Here is an 18,671-nt window from a genome sequence, read left to right as displayed (position 1 = left end):
GGGAGGGGCGCGCTGCGGCGGCTTCAGGCCGCTCCGTTACGGGGTGCGCTTCTCCAGCTTGTCCAGGGCCGCGCTCGCCTTGTCGCGGCAGCTCGCGTCGCCCTGGTGGATGCAGATCGCGCGCAGCAGCTTGATCTCGCTGGCCGACGCGCGCCCGCCCCACACCTTGGGCTCGAGCGCCTTGCGCTGCGCCGGGTACGAGCTCGAGTCGAGCTGCGAGCTCGCCTGCGTCGTGCCCGAGTCCGAGGCCTTCGGCGCCGAGGCCGACGCCGAGGGCGTCGCCGCGGGCGGCGGGGGCCAGAACGACGTCGTGCCGCCCTGCGCCGTGTGCTCCGGCTCGGGCGGCGCCTCGGGGTCGACCTGCCGCCGCAGCTCGGCCACCTTCTCGCGGAGCGTCGCCGGGACGCTCGTCGTCTTGGCGATCTCGTTGAGCAGCGCGAGCTTCTCGGTCTTCGACTCGGCCCGCTCCACCCGCTGGAACATCCCCTCCGCCCAGCGCTCCTCGATCTGCTTCTCGACGTCCTTGAAGCGCTGCGTCTCGCGGATCGGCGCCGTCTCGCCGACCTCCTGCAGCCGGCGGTGCGCGGCGTCGATGTCCCCCGCCTGGAGGCGCTCCTGCGCCCCGTCGAGGATCTGCACGTCGTTGCCGCCCAGCTCCGGCGCGGCGGGCCGCGCGTCCGGCTGGAGCGCCGGCACGTTCGAGCGGGCGCGGGTGAGCGCGACCACGGCGATCGCCAGGATCACGGCGACGGCGAGGAGGATCCCCATCGCCTTGCTCGCCCCGCCCATCCCGCTGGACGACTGCACGGCAGGGGCCACGCTCGCGTAGGACCCCGGCGCCGGCGCCACGCCCGGCGTGCCATCCGGTCCGGCGCGAAAGATCTTGCCTGCGGCGACGAAGCGGAGCCGCACGTCGCCGAGCTCGAGCGCGTCGCCGGCCTCGAGCAGGCCTCGCTTGAGCTCGACGCCGTTGATGCGCACGCCGTTGGCGCTCTGCTTGTCGACGACCTCGTAGCGGCCGTTGCCGAGGCTGATGAGCTCCGCGTGCAGGCGGCTCACGGAGCTGTGGTTGATCGAGATCGTCGCGTCCTCGGAGCGCCCGACCGTGAAGCGCTCGCCGTCGAGCGGGAACTCCGCGCCCGGGGTCGGGCCGACGACCATGACGAGCCGGTTGGGGCGGGTGTGGAGCGGCAGGTGCGCCGTGCTGCGGCTGCCAGGCGGCGGCGTCGGGCTCGTCACGGCGGACGAGAGCGCCTCATCGACGATCTCGATGCGGTAGTCGCCGAGCTGCACGAGGTCGCCGTGGCGCAGGTGCTGCTCGCCGGTGACGCGCGAGCCGTTGACGTACGTGCCGTTGTAGCTCTCGAGATCCCGGATGACCCAGCCCTGGCCGTTCTTGGCCAGCGTCGCGTGACGGCGCGAGACGTTGCGATCGGTCAGCCGGATCGAGTTCGACTCTCCGCGTCCGAGCGCATACTCCTCATGGGCGAGGGGAAGCCCCGTCTGTTTCCCCTCGTCATCCTCGATCGTCAGCTTCCACATAGCGGGTTCGGGGCATTCAGGCGGAGCCGGGCTCGCCCCGCGAGCCCCCTGTGGGTCCGTGGCACCCACCGCTCGCCGTGCGAGCCTCCTCAGCGAGGCCCGACTACTTTAGCGAGTCCGCCTCCGGGAAGGCAACGACGGCGCACCAGCCTCTGCCGGGCGGCCGGGACCGCGCGGTCGCCGCCGCAGGGCGCGCGGTCGCGCGGCGCAAGCACCGGGCGGGCCAGGCTGCTCGAGCCGGCGGCTGGACGCGCCTCGTCCCGCGCGCCGCGCCCTCGGCAGGCGGGACGAGGCGCGCCGCCCGGGCGCCGGGCGAGGCGCGCAGCCCGCAGCAGCCGGCCGGCTGGACGAGGCGCGCCGCCCGCAGCTGGCCGGCCGGGCGACGCGAGGCGCGGCGAGCCCGCGCGCAGCCGCGGCGGAACACCCGCACCCGAGCATTCCGCCCCTGACCGCGGGTCTCTCGGCGCATGTCAATGGCTCCCGCCCACGGGCCGGAACGGGTGGAGGAACGCCGAGAGCGACCCCGGGTTGCGGGTCTGCAGCCAGAGCCTGCCGTGCCCCTGGAACTCGCAGACGAGCCCCTCGCCCGAAAGGAACAGGCCCTTCAGCCCGGCCAGCTTGCGCACCTGATAGCGCAGGCCCTCGGTGAACGCGAGCAGGTGTGTGTTGTCGCAGATATATCCCTGGTGCTCGCGGCCGACGTCGATCGTGTGGATACCGCCGTAGCTCGAGAACCAGATCAGGCCCTCGCCATACGCGCGCAGCAGCGACAGGCCGCCGGCGAAGAAGCCCCTCGCCCCCTGCCACTTCGTGTCGAGCGTGATGCCGGGCGTGGACGCGAGATAGGCGCCCGACTGGAGGAAGACCTCCATCCCCGAGCGCAGGATGATGCGCTCGATCGACCCCTCGGGGGCGGGGGCGAGCCGCATCGACTGCATGGGCGCCGTGGCCGTGAAGGTGTTCTGGAAGAGGCTCTCTCCGGCCGTCAGCCTGCGCTTGAGCGCGCTGGCGAGCCCGCCCTGCAGGCTGGTCTTCATGTCGATGGCCGCGTCGCGCGCGACCATCGCGCCGCTCTCGGCGATGATCTGCTCGCCGGCGTGCTCGAACGTCACGTGGAGCACGCCGAACTCGGGGTTATCTCGGATCTCGTCGCGCACGCCGTCCCCCGCTCATCAAGGTTGCCGCGGCGCGAGCCGCGCGCCGATCGCCGCGCCGTACCGCCCGGCGTTGCGCGACTGCACCCACAGGCTGCCGCTGCCCTCGACGTGGCAGACGAGGCCCTCGCCCGAGAGCCACGTGCCGAGCCACGTCGACGTGTTCTTGCCGATCCGGCACGAGAGCGTCGACTCCCACGCTGCGAGGTGGCCCGTGTCGATGATGACGTGGCCTTTCACCGGGAGCTCCTCGAGCGCGCCGAAGGCGCCGATGATCATCTGCCCCTGCCCCCCCGTCTCCAGGGCGAAGAGCCCCGCTCCCGAGAAGAAGCCGCGCAGGCCGCCCGAGCGCGTCTTCACCTCGACCTCGGGGCTGGAGGCGACATAGGCGCTGCTCTGGACGCACCATTGCTTGTCGCCCACCTCGAGCACGGCCATGTCCCCGGGGAGCGGTGTCGCGAACAGCACCTCTCCGGGCCCGCCCTCCGCCGCAAAGGCGTTCCGGTAGAACGACTCTCCGGCGAGCATCCGCTTCAGGCCCGACATGATGCCGCCCGACTGCGTCTCCACGCGCACGTTCGTCGACATGCCCACGAGCGCGCCGCTCTCGGCGATCACGCGCTCGCCGGGGGCGAGCCAGCACCGCGCGAGGGCCTGCGAGGGACGGTAGAGGAGATTCACCTGCATCGGACGCCTGTCTGTCTTCTTCTTCGCTCGCTCAGGGCGGGAGCAGCGGCGCGAGCCAGCCCACGAGCGCGCCGGCGCTGCGCGACTGGATCAGCACGCGCCCGCGGCCGGTGAACTCGCACACGACGCCTTCGCCGGAGACCACGAGGCCCATGAGCCCGCCTCCAGGGCTCCTGATCTTGAGCGCGAGAGACGCGTCGAACCCGACGAGGTGCCCGCTGTCCACGACGAGCGACCCGTCGCACGGAATCTCCTCGATCGCGCCGTAGCTCGTGATCCAGAGATCGCCGACGCCGGAGGCCTCGATGAAGAAGATGCCCTCTCGCGCGAGGACGGCGCGTAGCCCACCCCAGCGCACCTTGACGTCGATGTCGCCCGCGCTCGCGAGGTACGAGCCCGTGCTGAAGAGCATCGTCTCTCCCTGAAGGGCGACGTGCTTGACCCGGCCGCTGAGCGGCGGGGCGAGCCACACCCACCCGCCCTCCGGCGCGGAGATGTGGTTCACGAAGAACGTCTCGCCGCCCGCGAACTTCCGGAGCAGCGCGACGACGAGCGCCTTGAGCCGCCCGAGGAACCCGGCCCCGCGCCCCGCGTTCAGCCGGACCTCGGTCCGCAGGCTCGGCGAGCGCGCCACCATCGCGCCTGCCTCGGCGAGCAGCGCCTCGCCCGGGTCGAGGCTGACCTCCAGCAGCGAGGACGACGGCTCATGCTTGGTGCGATGCTGCATTCGTCCACCGGCGGGGCACGTACATATAACGGACCGGCGCCGGGAGCGGAAGCAGGAATAAGGTGTGTCGAGGTGAGCTGGACTCGGTGAGTCCCAGGTTTTCTGTCCAGCGGCTCGCTCGCGCTGACTTCTACCCTTGGGCGTGAGTAGACTGAGCGCGTGAGCGACAGGCGATTCACGGCCTCCGAGCCGACGCCCCGCGCGGAGCCTCGCAGCGAGAGCCAGGGGTCCGGCTTCGTCGCGGCGCCGCAGCGCATCGCGGGGCGCTACGAGATCCTCGGCCTGCTCGGCACCGGCGGCATGGGCAGCGTGTACCGCGTCCGCGACGTGGAGCTCGACGAGGTGGTCGCCCTCAAGATGCTCCGGCGTGATCTCGCTGAATCCGTCGGGATGATCGAGCGCTTCCGGCAGGAGGTGAAGCTCGCGCGCCGCGTGACGCACAGGAACGTGGCGCGGACGTTCGACTTCGGCGACCACGACGGCGAGAAGTTCCTCACGATGGAGTGCGTCGAGGGCGAGTCGCTGCACAACGTCCTCGCGCGGACCGGCCCGATGCCGGCGCAGCAGGTCATCGGCATCGGCTGCGCGCTGTGCGACGGGCTCAGCGCCGCGCACGCGGCGGGCATCGTACACCGCGACCTCAAGCCCGAGAACGTGCTCCTCGACCGGGGCGGGCGGGTCGTCATCACCGACTTCGGCATCGCCCGCACCGCGTCCGGGTCGAGCGCCGGCGAGTCGGCGGGCTTCGTGCTCGGCTCGCCCGCGTACATGTCGCCGGAGCAGCTGACGGGCGAGCCCGACATTGACGCGCGCACCGACATCTACGCGCTCGGCATGATCCTCTTCGAGTGCCTGACGCACCGGCGCGCGTGGCCGGGCGCCGGCGCGATCGCGGCCGCCATGTCCAGGTTGAAGTCGCCGCCGCCCGACCCGCGCACCGTCCGCCCGGACGTGCCGCTCGCGGTCGCGGACGTCGTCCTGAAGTGCATGGCGATGCGGCGCGAGGAGCGCTACGCGAGCGCGGCCGAGGCCCACCGCGCGCTCCTCCTCGCGCGCTCGCGCGTGTCGATCGCCCCGCAGCCGGCGCAGTCCCTCTTCTCGGCCATCGCCGCGTCCGCCGCCAACTCCGCGCCGACGGCGCCGCAGCCGATCGAGCAGAACCCGACCCGGGTCGCCGCGGCGCCCGAGGCGATCACCGCGCCGCAGCAGCGGCTCATGTCGCCCACGCTGGCGGCGCCCACGCCGGTGCCCACGCCGTCGTCCGCGACCTCGCCCGCGCTGAAGACGGTCGCCGTGCTCCCGTTCCGCAACGTCGGCGCGCCGGACGACGAGTACCTCGCCGACGGCTTCACCGAGGACCTCACCGACACCCTGTCGATGACCGCCGGCCTCAAGGTCCGGCCGCGCGCCGCCGTGTCCCGGGTGCGGCTCGACGGCCGCGACCCCCGGGACGTCGGCCGCGAGCTCGGCGTGCAGGTCGTCGTCGAGGGCTCGATCCGCCGCACCGGCGGCGGCGGCTACAGCCAGGACGGGCCGCGCTCGCAGCCCCCCGCGCCGCGCTCGCAGCTGCACGCGCCGTACTCGCGGCCGGGGTCGCGCCTCCCGCCCGGCGGCTTGCGCGTGACCGTGCGCGTCATCAGCGTCGAGGACGGGTTCCAGCTCTGGGCGAAGCGCTTCGACAGCTCGCCCGAGGCGCTGCTCACGGTGAGCGACGACGCGGCGGCCGCCATCGCCGAGGCGCTCACCGTCGACGTCGCCAGCCGCGACCGCGAGGCGCCGAGCGACCCGCGCGCGATCGACCTCTACCTTCGCGCGCGCCACCAGCTGCGGCACCTCTGGTACGGCGACGCCGCGCCCGCGGTGACGCTCTTCGAGGAGGCGCTGTCGTTCTCCCCGAACGACCCGAACATCCTCTCCGGGTACGCGATCGCGTCGGCGCGGCTGATGGCCGCGCGGGGCGACGGCAGGGCGCAGCTCGCGAAGGCGCAGCAGGCGGCCGAGCGGGCGATCGCGCTGGCCCCCTCGCTCGGCGAGCCGTGGGTGGCCCTCGCGACGGTCCGGTTCAGCGCGTGCGACCCGGTCGCCGCGGTCCCCGCGCTCCGCAGGGCGCTCCAGTGCGCGCCGAGCCTGGCCAAGGCGCACGAGCTGCTCGGCCGCATCCTCCTCGAGGCGGGGCTCATCGACGAGGCCGTCTTCCGGCTCGAGACGGCGCTGGCGCTCGATCCGAGCGAGCTGTTCCCGCGCTGGGAGCTCGCGCGCGGCCGCGCCCTGCTCGGCGACTGGACGGGGGCCGGCGCGCTGCTCGACCTGCCGGCCGACGACCCGTCGAGCCGCTTCCACAAGGCGATCATGCGCGCGCGCTTCGGGCTGTGGCGCAACAAGGCGTTCCCCATCGACGACCTGCCGCTCGCGACGGAGACCATCCCGATCCAGTACGCGCGCATCTACCGCGACGTGCTCGCGACGTCGCGGCTGTCGGACGAGCAGCGGGCGTTCCTGCGCGCGAAGGCGGACAGCTCCGAGCCGGGCAGCCGCCTGCGCCCGCTCTTCCTCCAGATGTACGCCGAGATCCTCGCCCACATCGGCGACGACGACGCGCTCTTCCCCGCGCTCGCCGGCGCGGTGGAGGCGGGGCTCTTCGACGCCCTCTGGATGCAGCGCTGCGCGGTGCTCGATCGCGCCCGGGCCGACGCGCGCTTCGCCCCGCTCCGCGCGCGCGTCGAGGAGCGCGCCGGGGCGATCCTCGCGGCGCTCAAGGCCTGAGCGCCGCGCGCCCTGCCGCGCATCGTCCACGCGCCTCGCGCGCGGCGCCGCCGCCTCGGGTCTACCCGCGCGCTCAGCCCCTGCGCGCGTTCTTGGCCCCCCGGGTCACGGCGGGCATCAGCACGTCGCCCTCCACGTGCCCGGACACGTCCAGGATGGTGCGCCCCTCCGCGTCGCGCCCCGGGCGCTCCCGCGTGTAGCGCTCCACCGGGGCGGCGAGCACGACGCCGAGCTCGCGCGCCGCCTCCGTGAGCTCGGCCGAGAGCGCCTCCTCGACGATCCGGGCCCGCGCGCCGCTCGGGGTGCCGGGGGGGATCGCGACGGCCACCGAGCCCGCGACGACCCCGCCCTGCGCGAGCAGCCCGTGCGGCGAGCCGCTCTTCTGCGCGAGCTTCAGCGCCACGCGCGCCGCGTCGCAGCGGTCGCGCGCGGCGGCGAGCGACGCGGCGCCGCGGCGGAGCACCTCGTGCGTGTCCTTCGTCGGATCGTCGCGGTACGTCTCGGCGAGCCTCGCGTTCTCCTCCCTGATCCGCGCTACCTCGGCCTCGGCGGCCGCGACGTCGGCCTCGTACTTCGACAGATCGATCGAGCTCATGGCGTGTCGTCACCCTCGGTTCGTGAACAAGAGGCTCCCGGCGAGCAGCGCCCCGGCCGCCGCGGCGCCGTAGAGGCAATAGCGCGCGAGCGCCGCGTGGCCAGCCAGGTAGAGCTGTAGCCCCGCGAAGCCCGCGGCGATCGCGAGCGCCGCGTAGATGAGCTGGCGCACCCCGGTGTAGACGAGCGACGCGGCCTGGGCGAGGCCCCGGACCTTCACCTCGGCCTCGCCGCGGTTGGCGCGCGTGAGGTACTTGCGCAGGTCGTCCGGGATCGTCAGCGCCTTGATCCCCATGTCCTTCGCGGCCTCGAGCGCGATCTGGGCCCAGTCGCGGCTGCCGAGGACGAAGTCCTGCAGGTAGGGGCGCACGACATCCATCGGGTTGAGGTCCGGATCGAGCTGCGTGCACACCCCGGTGAGCAGGAGCAGGGTGCGCTCGAGGAGCACGAAGTCGCGCGGCACGTGGAACGCGCCGGAGAGCTCCTTCAGGCCGATGTTCATGCGCCTGAGGTCGATCAGGCTCTCGATGCCCTTCTGCGGATCGAGCTTGATGTCCTTCAGGTTGAAGGACTCGAGCTTCACCTCGTCCTGGAAGCGCTGGTGGAAGAACTCGACGACCCGCTCGCTGATGTCGACGGTGTCGCGCCGCGACAGGAAGCGCATCTTGCGCAGCGCCTTGATGATCCCCTCGGTGTCGCGGCGGATCACGGCCTCGAGGAACTCGGGGATGCCCTCGCGCATCTCGTGGGAGAGCTCGGCGACCGCGCCGAAGTCGAGCAGGATGAGCTCCCCGCCCGGCCCGACCAGCATGTTCCCCGGGTGCGGATCCGCGTGGTAGATGCCGTCGACGAAGATCTGCTGGCAGAAGACCTGCACGATATGCCGGGCGAGCGCCTTGCGGTCGACGCCGTGCGCGTCGAGCGCCGCGATGTCGCCCACCTTGAGCCCCTCGACGAACGTGGTCGTCATCACCCGGCGCGTGCAGTAGGGCTCGATGGGCCGGGGGAACCGGACCTGCGGCTGCTTCGCGAAGTTGTCGGCGATGCGCGTGATGTTCCTGGCCTCGCGCACGAAGTCGAGCTCCTCCAGGATCATCGAGCGGATCTGGTGGTGGTAGGCGTCGAGCCCCTGGATGGGGACGAACTTCGCGACGATCGCCATGATGCGGCGGATGGTGCGCAGGTCGAGGCGGACGATCTCGTCGATGTCGCGGTGCTGCACCTTCACGGCCACGTGCGTGCCGTCCATGAGCCACGCCTCGTGCACCTGGCCGAGCGACGCGCTCGCGAGCGGCTCCGTGTTGAAGCGGGCGAAGACCTGCTCGATGGGGCGCCCGAGCTCGTCGGCGATGCGCGCCTCGATCTCCTCGTAGGGGCGCGGCGGCACCTGGTCCTGGAGCCCCTCGAGCCCCGCGCGCAGCGTCGCGGGGAGGAAGTTCGCCATGATGCTGAGCATCTGGCCGACCTTGATGAAGAGCCCCTGGAGCTCGACGATCGTGCGCTCGATGCGGCGCGCGTTCCTCGCGTGGACCTCGTCGACGCGGCTTTGCGCCCACGTCTCGCCGAAGAGGCGGCGCAGGAAGAAGAACCAGAGGTAGCTCGCGATGACGGTGAACGTCGTGAGGTAGGCGCGGATGAAGCGGCCGCTCTGCGCGGCGTTCTGCCGGAACGAGGGCGGCTTGCCGGCGGGGCTCTGCGGGGGCCGCGCCGCGCCGACCACCGCGGGTGGCGGGGGGATACCGGCGCCCGCGAGGAGACCAGGCGGCGCTGCGGCCGGCGGGGCGGCGCCAGCGCCCTCGAGCGGCCGCGGCGACGCTGCGGCCGGGGCGGCGCCGGCGCCCTCGAGCGGCCGCGGCGACGCTGCGGCCGGGGCGGCGCCGGCGCCCTCGAGCGGTCCCGGCGCGCCGTCCGCGCCGTCCGGCGCGCGCTGGATCGCGCCGGCGCGCAGCTCGCCGGGCGCGCGCGTGGGCTCGGCGGGCGAGCGAGGCAGCCCGGAGGACGAGCCCAGCTCTTCGGGGGCGGCGCCGTGTGACACCGCGGCAGCCTAGCATCGGTCGGCGCTGGCCCACGAAAACGCGGGTTCGATGCGGCGCGCCATCGCTCATCGCGCCTGCGCCATGGCCTCCGCGATCGCGTCGTAGGCGGCGGGCCGCGCGCGACGGATCGCGTCGGAGGCGCGCGTCGGGTGTACCCGGTTCGTCAGCAGCACGCCGACGAGCCCCGCGTCCGGATCGATCCAGAGGCTCGTCCCGGTGAACCCGAGGTGGCCGAAGGTCCGCGGGCCGAAGCGGGCGCCGGAGCTCGGCTTCTCGCCGCTCTTGCCGTCGAACCCGGCGCGCAGCGACCCGCCTGGCCGCGGCGCGACGAGCGGCCAGAGCTCGTCGCGCGAGAGCCACTCCGGGCGCTCGTCCGCCAGCGCCTCGAGCAGCGCGACCCCGAGCCGCGCCACCGACATCGCGTCCCCGAAGAGGCCCGCGTGCCCGGCCATCCCGTCCTGCGCGATCGTCCAGGCGTTGTCGTCGTGCACCGCGCCGCGGATCACGCCCCCGCGGAAGCCGACGTCCTCCGTGGGGACGACGCGCTCGTCGAACCGCGGATCGCGGCGCCGGTGCGCGCGGGCCGGCGCGACAGCGAGCCCGAGGGGGCCTGTCACCTCGCGCGCCACGATCTCGTCGAGCTCGGCCGCGCCGCGCCGCGCGAGCGCCGCGCCGAGGAGCACGTAGCCGAGGTCGCTGTAGACGGGCGGGAACCCGCCGTCCGGCGGCTCGCCCGCGCACGCCTCGCGGCGCCCGTCCGCGCAGGCGAGCAGCGCGCCGAGCGGATCGATCGGCGCGCTGTCGCCGGCCGGATGGAGCACGCGGTGCGCCTCGAGCCCGGCGCGGTGCGCGGCGAGCAGCTCGAGCGGCGCGCGTGCCGAGCGCGTCCCCGCGAGCTCGGGCAGCACCTGCGCGAGCGGCTCGTCGAGCCTCAGCGCGCCGGCGCGGGCGAGCCGGGCGAGCGCGAGCGCGGTGAACGGCTTCGTCACCGACGCGAGATCGAAGATCGCCTCGGCCGTCGCTTCGGTCGGCGCCGCGCCGCGCGCGCCCGCCGGCGGGCTGTCCTCGAGCCACAGGCGCCCCGCGGCCCCGAATCCGTACTGGACGTTATGTCGGGTACGCACGGCTGCGGCGACGCATGCGCAGGGCGCGGCGCGGTGCTCTGCGATCACGAGCTCCGCGACTGGCGTGAGATCGACGAGGGTCATGCCCGAAGATGAAAAGGCCGGTGCGCCCCTGTCAAACGGCCTCGGGGGGCGGCCGGATGGGGCCTGCAGAAACGCGGAACGATCCCCGAAAGATCGAGCGGCGCGGGCGGTCCTGCTTCAGGATCTCGCCGTGCCTTCCCCCACGAGCACCGAACCACGCGCCGCCGTTGCGTCGCTCGCCGCGCTTGCGGTGAGGTACGACGATCGCCGGCCTGATCGCTGGGCGCCGGTCCCTGAGCAGCTCGACGCGATCATCGCGCACGACGTCGATCTCGCCGAGGCCGGGCGCGTCGCGCGCGCGCCGCTCGTGGCCGAGCTCGCGCGCCGCTTCGAGTTCCCGGCGCACTACCTCGACTCCATCCTGCTCGTCCCGCGCGAGCGCTTCGTCTTGCCGGAGGACCTCGCGGCCTCTGCGGACGACACGCCGCTGCCGCTCGACCGTGCCGGGCACGCGACCGTGAGCGCGCCGCACGCGTACCTGCTCACGTACGGCCTGCTCGGCCTCTCTCCTGGCGATCGCCTCCTCGAGCTCGGCACGGGCACTGGCTACGGCGCGGCGCTCGCGCGGCGCATCCTCGGCCCGACCGGCCACGTCACCTCGATCGAGATCGACCCTGCCCTGCACGTGCGCGCGGCGCGGCTGCTCGGCGCGCGGCCGGATCCCCGGGGCGACGAGGCGCTCGTGTGCAGCGGCGCCGGCCCATCCCACGAGGCCGCGAGCGTCACGCTGCTGTGCGGCGACGGGCGCTCGCTCGCGGAGCACGTGCTCGCGGTCGGTCGCACGCTGCCCTCGGAGCGGCCCTGGAAGGTCGCGGTGACGTACGCGCTGACCGCGCCGCCTGCCGCGCTCGAGGACCAGCTCGCCGACGGGAGCGTCCTGGTCGCGCCGGTCGGCCCGTGGGAGGGGCACCAGGAGCTCATGCGTGTCGAGCGCCGGCAGGGCGCGCTCCTCCGCGAGGTGCACGGGGCGGTGCGTTACGTCGCGGAGCGCGGTCGCGGCTAGCGTCTCGGGATCCAGCGAAGTCTCCCCCGGCGGTTCCAGGTGAGCGCCGGCGGGGGTCTCCGCGCGGTGGGGGCGGGTGGGCGCGGCGAGCACCGACCGAGGTGCCATCCGGTGTAAGGGGGCGTCACGTCTCAGGCGCGCCTTGTGTGGCGCGCGACGAAACGTTTCAGGTGGCATGGCCCGAAGGGAGACATGCCGGGCGGTGTTTTCGGCGCAAGCTCTTCGGTCCCCGTCTTGGCGGATGGCCGAGCGCCCGCCCGCCCCCGCCGCGCGGAGACCCCCGCCGGCGCGTGCTGTTCGGATCGCGCTCATCCCGCGTTCCGCCTCCTCCCACGTTGCACCACTGCCCCCGCTGGATCGGAGAACGACCCACCGTCTTTGACCCTGGCCCTCCCGCAACTTTATCCTGGGCTTCCCCGAGGCGGGGCCGCCCCGGCGCGTCGGCTCGGCCCGTCGTGACCAGGGAGAAGACCGGGAGCACTATGGCGGAGTTCGTTTGGGAGGCGCGCGGCCGCACCGGAGAGATCCGGAAGGGCACCATGGAGGCCGAGAACGAGGCGGCGGTGCAGAACCGGCTCCGCGCCCAGCAGCTCAACCCGACCCGGGTCAAGAAGAAGGGCGCCCAGTTCAGCTTCAGCCTGAGCTTCGGCTCCGGGGTCGAGGCCAAGGACCTCGTCAAGTTCATCCGTCAGTTCGCGACGATGATCGACGCGGGCCTCCCGCTGGTGCAGTGCCTCGAGATCCTGTCGAACCAGGAGCCGAACAAGATCTTCCAGGCGGCGCTGCGCGACATCAAGAACACGGTCGAGCAGGGCGCCACGTTCAGCGACGCGCTCCGGCGCCACCCGAAGATCTTCGACGACCTGTTCGTGAACCTCGTCCAGGCCGGCGAGGTGGGCGGCATCCTCGACAGCATCCTGAACCGGCTCGCGATCTACATCGAGAAGCGCGTGAAGCTCGCGCGCCAGGTGCGCGGCGCGCTCGCGTATCCGATCGCCGTCATCATCATCATGATCGTCGTCATGATCGTGCTGATGTCGTTCGTCATCCCGTCGTTCGAGACGATGTTCGCGGAGTTCGGGGCGAAGGACGCGCTCCCGCAGCTCACGAAGATCGTCATCGCGGCGTCGAAGGCGTTCGTGACCTACCTCCCGCTCATCATCGTGCTGACGGTGGCGGGCGTCGTCGGCGGGGTCTACTTCTACCGTTCGCCGTCCGGCAAGCGGCTGGTGCACCGCGTCCTGCTCAAGCTGCCGATCATCGGCCCGGTCATGCAGAAGATCGCCGTCGCGCGCTTCTCGCGCACGCTCGGCACGCTGCTCGGCTCCGGCGTCCCCATCCTCGACGCGCTCGACATCGTCGCGAAGACGGCCGGCAACGTCGTCGTGGAGGAGGGGCTCATGTACTCGCGCCAGAAGATCTCCGAGGGGAAGAACATGGCCGAGCCGCTGGGCGAGATGCAGGTCTTCCCCGGCATGGTCGTGCAGATGGTCGCGGTCGGCGAGCAGACCGGCGCGCTCGACACGATGCTGAACAAGATCGCCGACTTCTACGAGGAGGAGGTCGACGTCGCCGTCTCCGCGCTGACGTCGCTGCTCGAGCCGCTGCTCATGGTCGTCGTCGGCGGCATGGTCGGCGTCGTGCTCATCTCGATGTACCTGCCGATCTTCGATCTCGCCGGCAAGGTCAAGGCGGAGTGATCTCGCCCGCGGCCCCCCCGGCGAGCCCGGGCGGCGAGGCCGGCGCGCCGCAGAACCGCGCCGACGTGGACCGCGCGGGGGCGGGGTCGCCCCCGGCCTCGCCGGTCGCGACGCCTCTCCCGCCCGGCGCTCCCGGGGGCGCCGAGGCGCCGCTCGCGAGCCGGCTCACCTGGCTCATCGCGCTGCGCCTCGCGGTGCTCACGGTCTTCCTCGTCGTGACCGCGGCGGTGTACCTCGGCGGCTTCACCCCCGGGAGCTTCTCCAGCATCGTCGCGCTCGTGACGGTCGCCGCGGCGTACGGCGTCTCCGGGATCTACGCGGTGTTCCTGCGCATGAACCGGGCCCTCCGCGCGATCGCCCGGGCGCAGCTCGTGACCGACCAGATCACCTGGACCGCGCTCGTGTACATCACCGGCGGCGCCACGAGCGGCGCCACGTCGCTCTACGGCCTCACCTGCCTCACGGGGGCGATCCTGCTCGGGCTCCCGGGCGCGATCGTCGCGGGGGCGTCGGGCGCTTCCGCGTACCTGCTCCTGTGCGCCGCGCTCGGGCTGCACCTCGTCGGCGTGCCGCCGGACCAGCCTTCCGGTGCGTACGTGACGCAGTGGGGCGAGCTCCGGTACCCGATGTTCGTCAACCTGCTCGCGATCATGGTGGTCACGCTGCTCGCGAGCTACCTGGCGGAGCGGCTGCGCGCGACCGGCGGCCGGCTCGTGCAGGCCACGGCGCGCGCGGAGCAGGCGGAGCGGCTCGCCGCGCTCGGCCGCCTCGCCGCGGGGCTGGCCCACGAGATCCGCAACCCGCTCGGCTCGATCGCGGGCTCCATCGAGCTCTTGCGCACGGGCGGGACGCTCTCGGACGAGGACCGGAAGCTCTGCGAGATCATCGAGCGCGAGACGGCGCGCCTGAACGACCTCGTGGGCGACATGCTCGACCTGTCGCGCCCGCGGGTGCCGGCGCTCGAGGCCGTGGACCTCGCGGCGACGGCCCGCGACGTCGTCGTGCTCGCGGGGCGCTCGGGCCGCGGCGGCGACGTCGAGGTCCGCTTCGAGGGCCCGGCGTCCGCGCCCGTGACCGCCGACGCCGCGCAGATGCGCCAGGTCGTCTGGAACCTCGTGCGGAACGCGATCCAGGCGAGCTCGCCGGGCGCGTCCGTGACCGTGCGCCTCTGGCGCGACGCGGGCGCCTGGCTCCTCGAGATCCGCGACAGGGGGCGCGGCATCCCCGCGGGCGCCCGCGACCGTCTCTTCGACGCGTTCTTCACGACGCGCACGCACGGCATGGGCATCGGCCTCGCCGTGGTGAAGCGGATCCTCGACGACCACGGCTTCGGCATCGAGGTGGACAGCCGCGAGGGCGAAGGCACCGCGTTCCGGGTGAAGATCCCCGACCCGCCGGTCGCGGCGGGCGAGGCGGAGCGCCTCGCGGGCGCCGCGGCGGCCGCGCCGCTCTCCGAGCACCTCCCGCGCTCGCGCGCCGCGGGCTGAGCAGAGAGGCGCCCGCTGCCGTGTTCGGCGCGCGCCACACCGGCCGCGTGGCGCTCCGTTCACGCCCCTCGCGCCTGTCGACAGGCGTGCCGCGCGCGCCGCGGCAGATTGCGGCGGAGCCCGCTTCCGCGCATGAATAGCCCGCGACGGCCGCCGTCTGCCCCTCGAGGCGGACCCGCGCCGGCGGATTGCTGACTCTTTTCGCGGTGTTCGTGGAGAGCAGGGACAGGACGTCATCGAGCCGCAGCGGCTCCCGTCCGACCTGGCAGGCCGTTTGCCTGGATGCGTAGTGACAGGGCGAGCAGTACAAGCGACCAGCGGCTCGCTCGCGGCTCGCACGTAGAGAAGGAGAACCACACGTGACACGCAGGATGAACCACCTCTTCGCGGCGACGTTCTCGCTGCTCGCGCTCACGCTCGGCCAGGTGGGCCTCGCGAACGCCGGGCCGGCGACGGACGTCGTCAAGGCCAAGCAGACGGTCCTGTTCGACCTCCTGAAGAAGGGCGGGGGCGAGAGCCAGAAGAAGGTCGGCGCGGTCTTCGACGAGATGCTCGACTACTCGGCGCTGGCGGAGAGCTCGCTCGGCAGCGAGTGGGCCGCCCGGACCGACGCCGAGAAGAAGCAGTTCAGCGATCTGCTCAAGCAGCTCGTGCGCAAGGCCTACGAGCGCAACCTGAAGAAGACGCTCGACTTCAACATCGAGTACACCGGCGAGACCGAGAGCGGCGGCGTGATGACGGTCAAGACCAAGGCCGTCTCCAGGAAGAACGCGCGCGAGGAGCCGGTCGAGATCGCCTTCAAGCTCTCCGAGAAGGGGGGCACCTGGCTCGTGCGGGACATCGTCACCGAGGGCGTCAGCCTGGTGGGGAGCTACCGCGCGCAGTTCACGAAGATCATCAAGAAGGATGGGTTCCCGGTGCTCATCCAGAAGATGAAGGACAAGCTCGCCAAGGGCGACGTCTGACCAGCCCACCGGCGAAGCTCGCCTCCTCGGCGCACGTTCAGCGCCGTTCTCCCGCCCATCTTCACGTCTGATTCACGTCTGATTCACGTCTGATCGCCGCGAACTCGCCTGAATTGCCGCAGGGTTGATACCCTTGGCGAGTATGGCTGCTGGACAGAGGCGCGGCCGGTCGGCGCGCGCGCTGGGCCTTCCGCCGTCGCTCCGCGCGCTCGCGCCCGGCGGCGGTGCCGCCCCGCGTCCGCCCGACGACCGTCCTGTCCTCCGGCTCGCCGTCAGCAAGGGGGCGCTCGCGATCGAGCTCGGCGAGCCGTTCGCGCTCGGCCCGCTCCGCGTGACCGAGCTCGTCGTGCGGCTCGCCGGGATCCGGTTCCCCGTCGACCTCTCCGGCGGCGTCGCGCGCTTCCGGCACCGGCGCGGCCAGCTCGCCCGGCTCGCCGTCGAGGCGCAGGGGACCGATCTCGCCGGCTGGGCCGCGCCGCGGCTGCGTGGCTTCTTCGGGGAGGGCACGCCGCAGCTCCTCGTCGCGCCGGCCGAGGACGGCGCCCTCGTCGCGCTGCGGTCCGGCGAGACGGCGCTCGCGTTCGAGGTCGCCATCGCGCCCGGGGAGCGCGCGCTCAGGCTGATGCCGGAGCGCGCCCGTGGCGTCGGCCTCGAGACCCCGCCGCACGCGCTCGCGCTGCGGGCGCTCTCGATGATCGCGGGCGCGCACGGGCGCGTCGTCGAGGGCGCGGTCGTGCTGGACGCCGCGGTCGAGCGGATCGTCCGCCTGCTCCTCCCCGCGGCGGGCGCGAGGGCGCCCGCGGTGGCGGGGGTGCAGTGGGCGGCGGTGTCCGCCGAGGCGGGCCGCTTCCGCGCCGAGGGCGCGCTCGGCGGAGCGCCTCCCGCGCTGAGCGACCGCGCGCTCCGGGCGCTCGAGACGGCCGAGCTCGCGGGCGTCGCCGACGAGCTCGCGCTCGCGGGCGGGCTCGACGAGGCGCGCTACGCCTACCTCGCCGCGCTGGAGCGCGCCCCGCGTCACCCCGAGATCTCCGCGCGCCTCGCCTGGATCGACCTCGTCATCGGCGATCGCGCCGAGGGGGCGCTCTCGACCGTCGTCGACGCGATGCCCGCCGTGGACGCCGGCCTCCTCGGCGGCGCGCTCCTCGAGGCGGTCGGCGATCGCGACGGCGCCTTCTCGGCGCTCGCCCGCGCCGCGCACGCCGAGCCCTACGGCCCGCTCGCCGGGCTCGCGTGGCTCCGCGCGGCGCGGCTCGCGGACGCGACCGACGTGCGCCTCGACGCGCTGAACCTCGGCGTCGCGCGCGCGCCCGGGCTCGAGTCGCTGCGCTGGGCGCGGCTCGAGGCGCGGCTCGACGTCGCGGACGTGCGCGGCGCGCTCGCCGACGCCGAGCACCTCGAGGCCTCCGCGCGCGGCGCCGACGCGCGCCACGCCGTCTTTCGCCGGGCCGCGGAGGCCTACCTCGCGCGGGGCTACGCGGCCGACGCGCGCGCGCTCTTCGAGCGGGCCCTCCGCTACGCGCCGGAGAGCCCCGATGTCGTCGCGGGCCTCGCGCGCTCGCTGCGGGCGGCCGGGGAGGGGAGGCGCGCGCTCGACCTCCTCGCCCGAGCGCGCGCGCTCGCCGCGCGCAGCGGGGCGTCCGCCTGCGCGCTCGACCTGGAGCTCGGCCGCGGCCTCGCGGAGATCGCCGGGGATCTCCCGGCGGCTGTCGCGCGCGTGCGGGCCATCCCGCCCGGCGTGCCGGAGGCGCTCGAGGCGCGCCTGCTCGAGGGCCGCTGGTGCGCCGCGCTCGGCGACCTCGGGGGCGCGTCGGTAGCGCTCGGGCGGCTGCGCGACGCGGTGGAGCTCGCGCTCCAGGGCCGCGCCGACGACGCGGGGTCCGCCCGCGCGAAGGGAGCGCCGCTCGGCGACGGCCCCGCCGCGCTCGCGGCCATGCTCGCCGAGGCAGCCGAGATCGAGGAGCGCTCCCGGGGCGATCTCCTCGCCGCGCAGCGCCACCTCGGCCTCGCCCTGCGCTTCCGGCCGCGCGATCCGGGCATCCTCGCCGCCTTCCGCCGCCTCTCGGCCGAGATCGCGCCCGTGGCCGCGCCTGCAGCCGTGCCTTCCGCGGTCGCCGCGCCGAGCCCGCCCCCGAAGCCCCGCGCGACCGAGCAGCGGATCGAGGTGCACGTCCCCGCGCCGCGCCGGCGCACGATCCCGCCCGGGCCGGTGGTGATCGCCGCCGCGCCGACCGCGCCCGCCGCCGCGCCTCCCGCTGTCGCCGCGCCGGCCGCCGCGCGGACCGCGCCCGCCGGCGCGCCTCCCGCTGTCGCCGCGCCGGCCGCCCGTGCGCCGGTCGACCCTCGGTTGATCGAGGAGATGTCCACGCTCGACAACGCGGACACGTCCACCGAGCTCGGCGCGCACGTTCCGAACAGCGTCACGCTGGCCGAGGGGCAGGGGCCGTTCGCCTACGGCCTCGGCCTCGAGGACGAGATCCTGGCCGAGCGGCTCGCCGATCGGCTCCGCGCCGATCCCACCGACGAGGGCGTCGCGGCGGCGCTCGCCGAGGTGCTCGCCCGGCTCGGCCGCGATCTCGACCTCCTCGCCCTGCTCTCGGCGCGCATCGACGAAGGGGACGAGGCCGTCCGGCAGGAGCTCGCGCCGCGGCGCCGCGAGGTGCTCTTGCGGCTCGCCGCGAGGGCGCGGAGCGAGGGGCGCGAGGCCGAGGCGGAGCTCTACGAGATGCTGCTCCACGCAGATCTCACCTGAGCGTCGCCCGCTTGGCCCGCGCTCGGCGCCCGTGATAGCCGGATCTCCTGCGCAGC

The 18,671-nt window shown here is 74.0% G+C and carries 13 protein-coding genes; 6 read left to right on the top strand and 7 right to left on the bottom strand.

Annotated elements, in window-relative coordinates; all coding sequences use genetic code 11:
- Positions 1–36: 36 nt before the first annotated feature.
- From WME89_RS38910 to WME89_RS38895, 4 genes are all read right to left on the bottom strand, one after another.
- A complete protein-coding gene (locus WME89_RS38910; protein WP_438004650.1) occupies positions 37–1,542 on the bottom strand; it encodes an FHA domain-containing protein in 1,506 nt (501 codons plus the stop codon).
- Positions 1,543–2,012: 470 nt separating this feature from the next.
- Positions 2,013–2,699: a TIGR00266 family protein gene (locus WME89_RS38905; protein WP_438004649.1), complete on the bottom strand. Its 687-nt coding sequence runs from the start codon at positions 2,697–2,699 to the stop codon at positions 2,013–2,015.
- Positions 2,700–2,714: 15 nt separating this feature from the next.
- The gene (locus tag WME89_RS38900) at positions 2,715–3,383 is read right to left on the bottom strand and encodes a TIGR00266 family protein (protein ID WP_438004648.1); all 669 of its coding nucleotides are present in this window, start codon (positions 3,381–3,383) and stop codon (positions 2,715–2,717) included.
- A 31-nt stretch (positions 3,384–3,414) separates the two neighbouring features.
- A complete protein-coding gene (locus WME89_RS38895) occupies positions 3,415–4,110 on the bottom strand; it encodes an AIM24 family protein (protein WP_437303977.1) in 696 nt (231 codons plus the stop codon).
- A gap of 159 nt (positions 4,111–4,269) precedes the next feature.
- On the opposite strand from WME89_RS38895, the gene WME89_RS38890 reads away from it, so the two are divergent.
- Complete coding sequence (locus WME89_RS38890) at positions 4,270–6,873, top strand: protein kinase domain-containing protein (protein WP_438004647.1); 2,604 nt, start codon at positions 4,270–4,272, stop codon at positions 6,871–6,873.
- 73 nt (positions 6,874–6,946) lie between these two features.
- Here WME89_RS38890 and WME89_RS38885 read toward each other — a convergent pair whose 3' ends face one another.
- The 3 genes from WME89_RS38885 to WME89_RS38875 all read right to left on the bottom strand — a co-directional run bounded on the left by WME89_RS38885 (position 6,947) and on the right by WME89_RS38875 (position 10,711).
- The gene (locus tag WME89_RS38885; protein WP_438004646.1) at positions 6,947–7,468 is read right to left on the bottom strand and encodes a hypothetical protein; all 522 of its coding nucleotides are present in this window, start codon (positions 7,466–7,468) and stop codon (positions 6,947–6,949) included.
- Positions 7,469–7,477: 9 nt separating this feature from the next.
- Positions 7,478–9,502, bottom strand: a complete 2,025-nt coding sequence (locus tag WME89_RS38880; RefSeq protein ID WP_438004645.1) for an ABC1 kinase family protein — start codon at positions 9,500–9,502, stop codon at positions 7,478–7,480.
- Between the two features lie 66 nt (positions 9,503–9,568).
- A complete protein-coding gene (locus WME89_RS38875) occupies positions 9,569–10,711 on the bottom strand; it encodes a serine hydrolase domain-containing protein (protein WP_438004644.1) in 1,143 nt (380 codons plus the stop codon).
- 130 nt (positions 10,712–10,841) lie between these two features.
- Here WME89_RS38875 and WME89_RS38870 point away from each other — a divergent pair, with 130 nt between their 5' ends.
- The 5 genes from WME89_RS38870 to WME89_RS38850 all read left to right on the top strand — a co-directional run bounded on the left by WME89_RS38870 (position 10,842) and on the right by WME89_RS38850 (position 18,615).
- The gene (locus WME89_RS38870; RefSeq protein WP_438004643.1) at positions 10,842–11,714 is read left to right on the top strand and encodes a protein-L-isoaspartate O-methyltransferase family protein; all 873 of its coding nucleotides are present in this window, start codon (positions 10,842–10,844) and stop codon (positions 11,712–11,714) included.
- Between the two features lie 482 nt (positions 11,715–12,196).
- The gene (locus WME89_RS38865; RefSeq protein ID WP_438004642.1) at positions 12,197–13,414 is read left to right on the top strand and encodes a type II secretion system F family protein; all 1,218 of its coding nucleotides are present in this window, start codon (positions 12,197–12,199) and stop codon (positions 13,412–13,414) included.
- The gene (locus WME89_RS38860) at positions 13,411–14,901 is read left to right on the top strand and encodes a sensor histidine kinase (RefSeq protein ID WP_438004641.1); all 1,491 of its coding nucleotides are present in this window, start codon (positions 13,411–13,413) and stop codon (positions 14,899–14,901) included. The genes WME89_RS38865 and WME89_RS38860 overlap by 4 nt, the downstream gene beginning before the upstream one ends.
- Positions 14,902–15,260: 359 nt before the next feature.
- A complete protein-coding gene (locus WME89_RS38855) occupies positions 15,261–15,866 on the top strand; it encodes an MlaC/ttg2D family ABC transporter substrate-binding protein (protein WP_437619797.1) in 606 nt (201 codons plus the stop codon).
- Positions 15,867–16,008: 142 nt separating this feature from the next.
- Complete coding sequence (locus WME89_RS38850) at positions 16,009–18,615, top strand: tetratricopeptide repeat protein (protein ID WP_438004640.1); 2,607 nt, start codon at positions 16,009–16,011, stop codon at positions 18,613–18,615.
- Positions 18,616–18,671 lie beyond the last annotated feature (56 nt).

It is taken from the genome of Sorangium sp. So ce321, assembly GCF_051530195.1.
GTDB lineage: Bacteria > Myxococcota_A > Polyangia > Polyangiales > Polyangiaceae > Sorangium.
This window is presented reverse-complemented; position numbering and strand designations above follow the sequence as displayed.